Consider the following 11,994-nt stretch of genomic DNA (forward strand, 5'->3'; position numbering starts at 1 on the left):
TTTATGACTTTTGAACATTTAATGATGGTGAATACGCGAGATTAGGGGAAAGCCATCTTTCTGCCTGCTCCATACTTACTCCTTTTCTTCTTGCATAATCTTTGACTTGATCCTCCCCTATTTTCCCCAATCCAAAGTATTTGCTCTCTGGATGACCAAAATAGAATCCACTTACTGAGGAGGTAGGATACATTGCAAAACTATCGGTCAATGTAATCCCTATATTTTTCTCTACTTCCAAAAGATCGAATAAGGTTCTCTTTTCAGAATGTTCTGGGCAAGCTGGATATCCTGGAGCAGGCCTAATACCTTGGTACTCTTCTTTTATCAATGAATCATTTTCAAGACTTTCATTTTCCGCATAGCCCCAAAGCTCCTTTCTAACCAAAACATGAAGGTATTCTGCCCCAGCTTCCGCAAGTCTATCTGCCAAAGCTTTGAGCATGATATCATTGTAATCATCTCCTGACTCTTTGAATTCATCCAGTTTTCGTTCGATCCCCCAGCCAGCGGTCACAGCAAAACCTCCCAAATAATCTATTTGATCTGGGTGGATGTAATCTGCCAATGACCTATTGGGAACTCCTTTTCCTTTTTTCCCTTGCTGACGCAAAAAGTGAAAGCTCATTCCATTCTCAGGCAACACCAAATCATCTTCAACCCTCTGAACTGGATACAGACCTACAACAGCCTTGGCTTTGACCCAATTTTCTTCAATAATCCTATCAAGCATTTGATTGGCCTCATCAAAGAGCTTTTGTGCTTCTTTTCCTACCACTTCATCTTTGAGGATCTTGGGATATTTCCCCGAAAGCATCCAAGTACTAAAAAATGGAGTCCAATCAATGTAGGATCTCAATATCGATAAATCCAGTTCTTCATATACAGTGGTTCCCAATTTCTTTGGAACAATCGGCTCATAATGTTCCCAGTCGATAAATGTAGGATTCGCTTTTGCCTCGGCATAAGTAGCCATTTGTTTCACTTGCTGCTTTGCTTCATGCTCGATTCTCAATTGTCTGTAAGTCTCCTTGATTTGCTTGTGATATGCATCTTTGGTTTCCTCAGATATTGACTCTCCAGCTATTGGCACTGACTTGGAAGCATCCGTCACATGGATGACTGTTCCACTATATACTGGATCTACTTTTACTGCTGTATGGATTCTAGAAGTTGTCGCCCCACCTATCAGCAAAGGAATATTTAGGCCTTGCCTTTCCATTTCGGATGCCACATAGACCATTTCATCCAACGAAGGTGTTATCAATCCGCTCAATCCAATGATATCTACTTTGTTTTTGATTGCTTCATCGATAATTTTTTGGGCATCCACCATGACGCCCAAATCAATAATCTGATAGCTATTGCAAGCCAAGACTACTCCTACTATATTTTTTCCAATATCATGCACATCACCTTTCACTGTCGCCAAAAGGATTTTTTTGATACTGCTTTGCTCTTCGTTGTAATCCAAATCGCCGACTTTGGGCATGAAAGGTTCCAAATAGGCAACTGCCTTTTTCATCACCCTTGCAGACTTCACTACTTGAGGCAAAAACATTTTTCCCTCACCGAATAGGTCTCCTACGACATTCATCCCATCCATTAGCGGCCCTTCAATTACTTTCAGGGGATTTTTCAGTAGGATTCTAGCTTCTTCTGTATCATCAATAATGTGATCAATTATCCCTTTTACCAAAGCGTGCTCTATTCGTTTTTCGACTGGACTTTCCCTCCAAGCCTCAGTAGCAACCTCTTTTTTGTCAGAGGCTTTTACAGTTTCTGCAAATTCCAAAAGAGTTTCTGTAGCTTCTTCATTTCTATCGAAGAGAACATCTTCCACCTTTTCCAACAGATCCTTAGGGATATCATCATAGATTTCCAGCATGGTAGGGTTGACTATTCCCATATCCATCCCATGACGAATGGCATGATACAAAAAGGAAGCATGCATGGCTTCCCGAACGGGATTGTTCCCCCTAAATGAAAAACTCACATTACTCACACCTCCACTTACTTTTGCTCCAGGGAGATTTTGTTTGATCCATTGTGTAGCATGGAAGAAGTCGATGGCATTTTTTCTATGCTCATCCATTCCCGTAGCTACAGGGAATATGTTGGGATCAAAAATGATATCTTGATGGTTGAATTTGACTACATCCACCAATATATCGTAACTCCTTTTACAGATATCAATTCTCCTTTGATAAGTATCAGCCTGCCCATCTTCATCAAAAGCCATAACTACTACCGCAGCCCCAAATTTCTTGATCGTCTTGGCTTGGTTGATAAACTCAGCTTCACCATTTTTCAAACTGATTGAATTGACAATCCCTTTTCCTTGGATACACTTCAAACCAGCCACAATGATTTCCCAACGGGAACTATCAATCATAATCGGAATCCTGCTGATTTCAGGTTCTGAGGCTATCAAATGTAAAAATCTCTGCATGGCGGCTACCCCATCGAGCATTCCTTCATCCATGCAGACATCCAATACTTGTGCCCCACCTCTCACTTGGTCCAAAGCTACTTCTAAAGCTTCGTCAAACTGTCCATTGAGGATCAATCGGGCAAATTTCTTAGAACCTGTCACATTGGTTCTTTCACCAATATTGACAAAATTGATTTCCGGAGTAAATACCAAAGGTTCCAACCCCGAAAGCTTCATCACGTCTCTGTTTTTTATATTACTCATCTGATTCTGTTACTAATTCAATTTTTCTGGGACCATATTTCTGAGATAAAGCAGCCAAAGCTGCAATATGGTCTGGAGTGGTCCCACAGCATCCTCCTAATATATTTATCATTCCATTTTTGAGAAAATCCTCTACTTGATCAGCCATCTCAAGTGCATCTTGATCATACTGTCCAAATTCATTTGGAAGTCCGGCATTAGGGTATGCGCTTACATAAAATGGTGCGTTTTCAGAAAGAATTTTCAAATATGGTCTTAGCTCTTTTGCACCCAAAGCACAATTCAACCCAACACTGAATAATGGGACATGTGATATAGAAATCAGAAAAGCTTCCGTAGTCTGCCCAGAAAGTGTCCTCCCCGAAGCATCAGTGATAGTCCCCGAAATCATCACTGGAATCCCTCCTTCTTCAGGCCTTAAAGGCAGGCCCCTTTCTTCAAATGCTTCTTGAATGGCATAAAGTGCAGCTTTGGCATTTAGCGTATCAAAAATAGTTTCTACCAACAAAATATCTACACCACCATCCAAGAGACCATGGATTTGTTCTTTATATGCTTCTGCTAACTGGTCAAAAGTGACTGCTCTATAACCAGGATCATTAACATCAGGAGATATGGAGGCAGTTCTATTGGTAGGCCCTATCGCACCAGCTACAAACCTAGGCTTATTTGGTGTTTTTTCTGTGAATTCTTGAGCTACTTCCCTTGCAATCAAAGCTGACTGATAATTAATTTCATAAGCCAAATGCTCTAATCCATAATCTGCTTGTGCAATAGTAGTTCCACTAAAGGTATTGGTCTCAATGATATCCGCTCCTACTTCAAAATAAGCAGCATGAATAGCTTTGATGATATCAGGCCTGCTTAATGAGAGCAAATCATTATTTCCTTTGAGTGGTTTGGAATGATCTTTAAGCGCAGGCGTTCTGAAATCCTCCTCAGAAAGCTTATATCTTTGGATCATGGTACCCATGGCTCCATCTAGAATCAATATTTTCTTTTTGGCTTGTGCTAGTAATAATTCCGTTCTAATCATGTCGCTTTGATTCAAAATAAAAACTTATGCGAGCAAGAACCGGGAGAAAAAAGACAATTTAATCTACCGCTCATCTTTTTCCGACAAATTCGGAATGGGAGTTAGCACCTTGTATTTTCAGGTTGCTAAGACGTCGTAGGGCCCTTCCCTCGGTCTTTCTCGATAAGCAATCTCAAAGGTAAGTTGTATAATTTAAATTAATGACTTTTTTCAAAAAATGTTTGATTAAAAATTCAAATCAATAAAAAATAGAAGCTTTTGATGAAAATATGATCTTTAGGGATGTGATATACTAGAAGACCTTATGGCCTTATTCCTATAGAGAATTGAAGATATGGGTTAGCCATATATTTATACATAGCTATATCATTCAGTCTAAATCTACTCAAAGGAGCCTCATAACCAGCATGAATTCCAAACACCAAATTAGCGACATTATTGGAATTGAAAGGCATTGAGTAAGCCATATACACCTCAGGCTTTGCCATTAATCCTGCTTTTCTTACATAACCATCATAATTTGGTTCTTCAAAAAGCAAGGGAAAATCTGGTTTATCCTTATCTAAAATAGTATACCTCAAATTGGCATAACCAATTCCGGCAAGACCACCAAACTCCAAATTCTTTCTTTCAAAAAGCTTAAGTCCTGTATTAGCATATAACCTTACACTGTTTAATGTGTGAGATTGGTTTTCTTTAGCTGACCCTTTCAAAGCGAGATTATACACATCAACACCATATAGCCATCCTTTGCTTTCTCCCAAAATCTTAAGACCCCAATTGTTGGGCCTTTGATCAAAAGGCTCATAACCATTTTCTATCAGGACCTGATTGAATTCATTAGCTTTTGTAAAATGAAAACCAGTAAGTAGGTGGATTCCCAAAGAAGCGTCTTTGTAAAAAAAATTGTGATCGGGTAAAGATATGCCTACTCCAGCCCTGATAAATGCTCCACTTTGTGTACTACTAAATTGCATTCCATTGAGCTCCCATGAATTTTCGAATGGACTAAAAGCATAGCCAAACTTAGCCATTACTTCCAATACCTCTTCTCTCCCTGGTATTGGTATATCATAACTTGTCTGAAATCCGATTTCTGTCAGTAAACCTGAGAAATACCTACTTCCTTTGTGAATATTTCCATCCCTAAGAATGAATCCTTGCTGTGGATTTTGGAGAAATTCATTCATATTTTGTTCTGGTCCTTCTTTGAGCATTTGAAAATTCAAAAAGCCCGAACCAATGGACATGTAATGAATAAACTGAAATCGACCTTCTTCAGTAAGCGCATAACCAACGTTCAACAACACCCTACTCGTACGGTAGTCAATACTATAATCATTAAAATTAGAGCCTAATCCCGAATTTTGATACAATTCAAAACCTAAAATAAAATCATTGTATCTAGTTTGATATCCTAATCCTAGGTTAGTGTAACCTTTTCTCATTGGAGACAATCCTTTATTCTCCAGCATTTCATTGAAAAGACGCATGTTTGCACCAGTAGTGCCATAAGTAACATACATCGTAGATCTGTTTTCCTTGTGTGACTGTGCAAGGGAAAAACTCGAAATCAGGAAAAGATAAAAGATTAAGACTGTTCTCATTTATATATTTTATACCTCAAAATTAATCGAAATACCTCAAAGTGAAACATTGTGATAAATATTATACATTGATGTACTTGATTATTTTAGCATATAAATTATCAGGACTAAATGGTTTTGGGATATAGTCGTTCATTCCTACAGCTTCAAGCTGCTCTTTTACTTCAATTAAAGAAGAAGCTGTCAATGCTATAATTGGCAATGTTCTTATTTTATTATTTTTGTGGGATCTAATATACTCCCCTACTTCAAAACCATCTTTGTCAGGCATTTGCAAATCCAGAAGAATCAAATCAAATTCTTTACTTTCGATTGCTTCAATAGCTTCATTCCCATCATTCGCCATTACTACCTCTTTGACCCCCCACTTATTTAGGAATTTTTTGATCATTATTTGATTAACTAGATTATCTTCTGCCACCAAGATGGATGCATGAGATAGGTTTTTTTCAATATTTACTTGATCTTCTTCGTTGTCAAGAAAATTTGCTTCAAGCTTTTTGAATTCAAGTTCAAAGCTAAACATCGTACCACCATGAGCAAGCCTAGTGACAAAAATCTGCCCGCCAAAAAGCTCAACTAATCTCTTAACAATAGCTAAACCAAGTCCTGTACCACCATATTTCCTTGTAGTTTCTGCGCTCGCTTGAGTAAATGCCTCGAAAATCGTAAATATCTTGTCTTTTGGTATTCCGATTCCACTGTCCTCAAATTCAAATTTGATTTTTACTGCTGAAGCACCTTCATAAACCTTTTTTAAATGGATTTTCACAAAGCCTTTCTCAGTAAACTTGATAGCATTAGATATCAAATTGTTCGCAACTTGCGCTAGTCTGACAGGATCACCCATTAGTATTTTTGGAAGTGTACTATCAATCTCAAAACTTACATCTAAACTTTTTTCCCTTGCCTGATAGGTATAAGAGTGAATAATTCGATTAAACACCACATTGATATCAAAGGCTACATTTTCTAACTCTATTTTTCCCGAATCAATTTTATTGAAATCCAAAATATCATTAATCAAGCCCAAAAGATTCTCAGCTGAAAACTGTAGCGTCTTTAGATTTTCCAATTGATCTGGTCGTGGGTCATCTTCAATTAACAAATGTGCCATACCAATAACAGCATTCATCGGTGTTCTGATTTCATGACTCATGATGGATAAGAATTGAGACTTTATCATAGAAGCTTGCTCTGCTTTTTCTTTAGCATAGAAAAGTTCTCTTTGAGCTTCTTTCAATCTTGTTATATCTCTTGCTATTCCCGTATAGTGCCTTATATTTCCCAATTCGTCTTTAATCAAGCGCCCATTGGAGCTAAAGACCTTATAATCTCCGTTTTTGTGTCTCAATCTGTATTCTAAATATTGATGATTCTCAAAAACACTGGCTGTTGAATCCTTTAGCATATTGGAAAATACCACCAAATCATCTTTATGTAGAAAATCTGTCAACTTTGCTTTTGTCACCTCCTGATGTTCGTAACCCAAAAATTGCTTCACATTTGGAGAAACGTACGTCAAATCAAAATCTATTGATAAGGAAAAAATAATTTCAGTAGACTCTTCGACAAGTGTCCTATACTTCTCTTCACTAGCTTTGAGATTTTCCTTGGCTACATATTCTTCATTAATATCTCTTACTATACCAAGTGCATACTCTACATCTCCTTGATAGATGATAGGCCTTACTGTCATCTCATAGACTCGCTTTTTGTACAGTAGGATTTTCTGTACGATTTCCCTATTTTCTAAGGATCTAATCACAGCAGGCTTGATCTCGTGTAGATTATATTTATGTATCTCCTCCAACGTTTTTCCTTCAAAATCTGCTGAAGTCATATTCCAATTAGAGAAATTTGTCCCTTCTGCTACAATATACCTTAGGTCTCTATTAATTAGAAAAACATTTGTCAAAGGTATATTTGAAGCTAAGACTCTATATCTTTTTCTAGATCTTATAATTTCCTCCCTATCCTTTTTTCTTTCCGTCACATCTTGTATCAAACCCTCGTGAAGAATTATATTCCCATCAGGCCCGACCACTTCTTGTGTTTTATCTTCTACCCAGCGATAAGTCCCATCACTCCTTTTTATTCTATACTCTCCAGAAAAAGAAGGTATACCCTTATCATCCTGATTGGAATAATGAAATTCCTCGATATTCTTAGCATCATCAGAATGGATGATATCCAACATACTTGCTCCTGAATTCATTAATACTTCAGCACTATAGCCATACTGCTTTATATTTTCAGTAATGTATATTATTTTGAAATTTTCATTTGGATCTACAGTGAACAACACAGCTGAACTGTTTTCAACAATCATTTTAGCCTTTTTCGCCAAAACTTCCTGCTTGACTTGCTGTGTGAGGTTTCTGATCAAAAAGGAGTAACCTATCTTTTCATTCATTTCATTTAAAAAAACCCGCACAGACAGTTCATAGGGAGCAGTGATTCCTGAAGAAGTTTTAAGGTAAATTTTCTCCCTAAACTCTTCATCATCCCTAAGATTTGCTATTAAACTCGAAAAGTCACTATCACCATCAATTTGGAACTCAAACAATTCTGTTATCTTAAAATCATTTTTTCCAGTATCTTCTATATTCACCTCTTTTGAGGCTGCTTTATTCATATAGATCACCTTCAACAGACTATCCGTCACAAAAATCGGATCATTCACCTGCGCTAAGATCTGGGATTGTAGTTTTAGATATTTTTCTGTATCCCGCTTATCAGTAATATCAGTACAATACCCATAAATCTCAAAATTAGAAAAACCCAGAACTTGTCTTACCTCAATGGTGTAACTTAAATATTTGTTACCTCCTTCCTTGGTTAAATTAAATTCTCCTGAAATTGACTTTCTTGAATTAACTGCCTTATTAAAATTGTAAAGAAGTAGATACCTGTCTTTTTTATCTATTCTTTTGAACAAATCAAATAGTGAAGCCGAAGTTATATTTTTGTCCAAGCCAAAAATTTTATTTAGACCTCTTGAGAAAAACAACTTGTTTTTTGAGTTGCTAAATCTCCATGATCCTGATTTAGCGAGAATTTCGGTTGATGCCAAAAGGTTTTCGTTTCTTTCCAACCTTTTTTTAATGGATCGGTTGATAAATGTCCCTGCATAAATATCACCTAATTGACTCAGGACATATTCATCTTTTTCGTGCCAAGCTCTTGGCTGACCGACAGCATCCAAACCAAAAAAACCAATCAGTCTATTTTCAGAAAAAATAGGGATTAAAATCACTGAAGCAATATCTTGCTGAAGATAGATATCTCTTTCATAAGCATAAATATCTTCCATTTTGGAAACGTCAGGAATAATAAAAATATTACCTTCTTTAAGCGACTTGATCGTTAGAAGCTGCTCTGTAATTGGTATACTTTTCAAAAAATCTATCTGGGGCTCAATTCCATCAGCAGTCCATTCATATGCATATTCAATTTCACTCTTATATTCATGAAATAGAAATATATATGCTCTATCAGCTTTCTCAAACTCCCCCAAAATCCTTAATGAATCATTAAATACAGCATCTATTTCATCAAGTGTTGCATTTACAAAATTCTTTGAAATTCTATTGATCAATTTTTCTAACTCATACCTTTTTTGAAGTGATTTTTCGGCCCTTTTGTATGAAGTAATATCTCTCGAACTTAACAGTATTCCATTAACCTGAGGATCATGAGTTAAATTTTTACCATAACTTTCTACATACACTTTAGCTTTGCCAGGTATATTCACCCACATACCAAATCTCACTTCTTCCTTTGTATTCAACAATTTATTGAAGTCGCCTTCAATGATTTCAATAAATCCTTTTTCTACAAATTCAAGATACGATTTACCAATAATCCCCTCCGGCAACACTCCTAACTTATCAATCACAGAGGCACTTACAAACTTGTAAACGCCTCTGATGTCCAAAATAGCAACCATGTCATGGCTATATCTCAAAATTTTGTTGATAAAATTAAGATCTCTTTGATTGCTTTCAGAGTCCAAAAGGCTATTACTCTGTCCCTCAATTGAGGTTACTTTACCCTTGGCTACGAGCAAATTACTCATCCCATCAAATGAAACCCTTATGATTTCCCAGTCGAAATGGCACATTTTTCCAGATTTATCTTCAATGGAATACATAAATTCCACTTTCGGTAATTCGACTTTATGAAAAAAGTCGTTAATTACTTGCTGAATTTCAATTTCTGAAAAAAAATCCACCCAACAATCTGGTTGATTGTGAAAATTATTAACACAATAGTTGTTAAAATAAATGAAGTTTTCTTGATTGAAGATTACTACTGGTCCTTGTGTTTGGTCAAAAAAACTAAAAATATCAGTGTTGGGAATAAGATTCATTTCAGATTATGGGTTCAATGCCTCAAACGATAAGTATTTATTTGCTTGCGCATCTAAACTACAACAATTTTCTTAAAACATATTTGTAATTTAAATTAAGACAATGTTTCAAAAAACAAAAAGTATAATTCTAGTCTCTCTTTTGCTTTGGAATTACTCCATAGCTCAAAATGTCGAGACAATACAATTGACTGATTTAACTCAAATTGTCACTACTTCCTCTCACCAAATCACGCCAGATGAAAGAAAAGTAGTATTTGTAAAAAACTTTATTGAAGACAAAGGTAAAGAGCAATACACATATAAAAGTCAAGCTTGGATGACAGATATTTCTGATCCCAGCGAGAGTATACCTCTGACATCTAGTGAATACAATGTTTCATCAATCGCCCTTTCCCCGGATGGCACCAAGATTGCCTTTACGAGAGTTAAGGATGGCAAAGCTCAAATTTGGATATTATCACTCAAAGGAGGAGAAAGTCAAGTTTTTACCGAAGAAAAATATGGCGCGAGTAATCCACAATGGTCTCCCGACGGTAAAAAAATCCTTTTCAGCACTACCTATCCACTATGGGCTATAGATGGAAGGCCAGAGTGGGAGCATCAAAGACCAGGCAGAGAATATGGTGATGAACCAAACTACAAAGCTATCAACGCAGGAATTGGAATGGAAGAAACCAAGCCAAATCCTGATGGAAACATTGAAGAACTCCGAGCTTGGCTAGCCAAGAATGCAGCCAAAAATGACCCTAAAGTTATTGATAGGCTGAATTTTTTGGGTGAAAGAGACTTAAGCCCAGACTTGTATTTCTCACATCTGGGAGTATTGGATATAGAAAGTGGTAAATCGGAAGTCTTGACTCAAGGTTTTCAAAGTTACTTTGGAGCAACATGGTCTCCTGATGGTAAGTATTTGCTTGCTTCTTCTTTGAAAAATGAAGAGCATCCAGACCTCACAAGCCATACTGAAATCTGGAAAATAGACTTAAACACAAAGGCATCAGAGGTTTTTTTCAAACTTGAAGGACACCGAGTAGGCAATCCAACTTTCTCCCCAAATGGTAAATTGATTCTATTCAATGGTCAAAACATAGAAGAGCCTAGTTATAACATGGGAATGCTCGGACTGCTAAATGCAGATGGCACAGGTTTCAAATGGTTGACAGAAGATCTTGATCGAAGTATTTCAAGTGGAGAATGGACGGAAGACAGCCAGTCAATCTACTTCACTGCTGGTAACGAGGGCGGGACGTCCCTTTGGAAAGTGGATGTAAGCAATGGTAAAATAGACCCAATTATCACAGGGCCAGTTGGAGTTGGAAACCTTGATATTGTTGGAAAAAAAATGGTATATAGCTTGGTTCAAATAGAGAATCCGTCAGAATTTTATGTAGCAGACCTCTCAAATAAAAACCCAAAGCAAATCAGTCATTTCAACAAATCTTGGCTAGAAGGAAAGAAAATTTCTAAGCCAAAAGCACACCAACTAAAAACTGAAGATGGATTTGTGGTAGATTATTGGGTAATGGAACCTATCAATAAAGTAGCTGGGGTAAAATACCCTACTGTTCTTCAAATGCATGGAGGGCCATCTGCAATGTGGGGGCCAGGAGAAGGTTCTATGTGGCATGAGTTTCAAGTTATGACAGCCATGGGCTATGGTGTGGTATATGCCAATCCTAGAGGTAGTGGTGGGTATGGCAAGGCTTTCCAAAAAGGAAATTTCCAAGATTGGGGCGATGGCCCTTCTTCTGATGTTTTGGGAGCTCTTGATGAAGCCACTGCAAAATATGAATGGATAGACAAAGATCAATATTTCCTTACTGGTGGATCTTATGCAGGCTATCTTACCGCATGGATTGTAAGCCATGACCACAGGTTCAAAGCTGCTTTTTCGCAAAGAGGCGTATATGAATTGACTTTTTTCCTTGGTGAAGGAAACGCATGGCGATTGGTACCAAATCATTTTGGTTATCCATGGGAAGATGGCGTAAAAGAGATAATGGACTATAACAGTCCCCAAACTTATGTTCAAAACATCAAAACTCCTCTACTTATCAAGCATGGAGATGTCGATTATAGAACAGGTGTAAGGCAGTCCGAACTATTATATAAAAGCCTCAAAATCTTGGGAAGACCTGTCGAATATGTGCGATACCCAGAAGAAGGCCATGAAATGTCAAGATCCGGAGCAATTCACAGGAGAATCGACAGAATGGGTAGAATCGTGGAGTTTTTTGAAAGATATGTATCACATCCTTAAGAAAATAAATTAATG

The 11,994-nt window shown here is 37.1% G+C and carries 5 protein-coding genes and 1 riboswitch; of the genes, 1 reads left to right on the forward strand and 4 read right to left on the reverse strand.

Annotated features, from left to right (window positions below; all coding sequences use genetic code 11):
* Position 1 precedes the first annotated feature (1 nt).
* The 4 genes from metH to MM213_RS14435 all read right to left on the reverse strand — a co-directional run bounded on the left by metH (position 2) and on the right by MM213_RS14435 (position 9,578).
* A complete protein-coding gene (gene metH / locus MM213_RS14420) occupies positions 2–2,698 on the reverse strand; it encodes a methionine synthase (RefSeq protein WP_241413345.1) in 2,697 nt (898 codons plus the stop codon).
* Complete coding sequence (locus tag MM213_RS14425; protein ID WP_241413348.1) at positions 2,691–3,734, reverse strand: homocysteine S-methyltransferase family protein; 1,044 nt, start codon at positions 3,732–3,734, stop codon at positions 2,691–2,693. Before MM213_RS14425 ends, metH begins: the two co-directional genes overlap by 8 nt.
* Before the next feature lie 67 nt (positions 3,735–3,801).
* A riboswitch (SAM riboswitch) is annotated at positions 3,802–3,903 on the reverse strand.
* Between the two features lie 133 nt (positions 3,904–4,036).
* The gene (locus MM213_RS14430) at positions 4,037–5,341 is read right to left on the reverse strand and encodes a hypothetical protein (RefSeq protein WP_241413350.1); all 1,305 of its coding nucleotides are present in this window, start codon (positions 5,339–5,341) and stop codon (positions 4,037–4,039) included.
* A gap of 61 nt (positions 5,342–5,402) precedes the next feature.
* Positions 5,403–9,578: a PAS domain S-box protein gene (locus MM213_RS14435; protein ID WP_241413352.1), complete on the reverse strand. Its 4,176-nt coding sequence runs from the start codon at positions 9,576–9,578 to the stop codon at positions 5,403–5,405.
* A 241-nt stretch (positions 9,579–9,819) separates the two neighbouring features.
* Between MM213_RS14435 and MM213_RS14440 the strand changes: the two genes are divergently transcribed.
* Positions 9,820–11,979 (forward strand): S9 family peptidase, encoded by a 2,160-nt coding sequence (locus MM213_RS14440; protein WP_241413355.1) that lies wholly within the window; start codon positions 9,820–9,822, stop codon positions 11,977–11,979.
* Positions 11,980–11,994: the final 15 nt, after the last annotated feature.

Origin of the sequence: Belliella alkalica (genome assembly GCF_022549785.1) — a bacterium.
Classification (GTDB): domain Bacteria; phylum Bacteroidota; class Bacteroidia; order Cytophagales; family Cyclobacteriaceae; genus Belliella; species Belliella alkalica.

What these genes read in the sequence shown, in the direction of transcription:
- MM213_RS14425 (WP_241413348.1), bottom strand. Translation starts at nt 3,734, where the DNA reads ATGATTAGAACGGAATTATTACTAGCACAAGCCAAAAAGAAAATATTG.
- MM213_RS14440 (WP_241413355.1), top strand. Translation starts at nt 9,820, where the DNA reads ATGTTTCAAAAAACAAAAAGTATAATTCTAGTCTCTCTTTTGCTTTGG.
- metH (WP_241413345.1), bottom strand. Translation starts at nt 2,698, where the DNA reads ATGAGTAATATAAAAAACAGAGACGTGATGAAGCTTTCGGGGTTGGAA.
- MM213_RS14430 (WP_241413350.1), bottom strand. Translation starts at nt 5,341, where the DNA reads ATGAGAACAGTCTTAATCTTTTATCTTTTCCTGATTTCGAGTTTTTCC.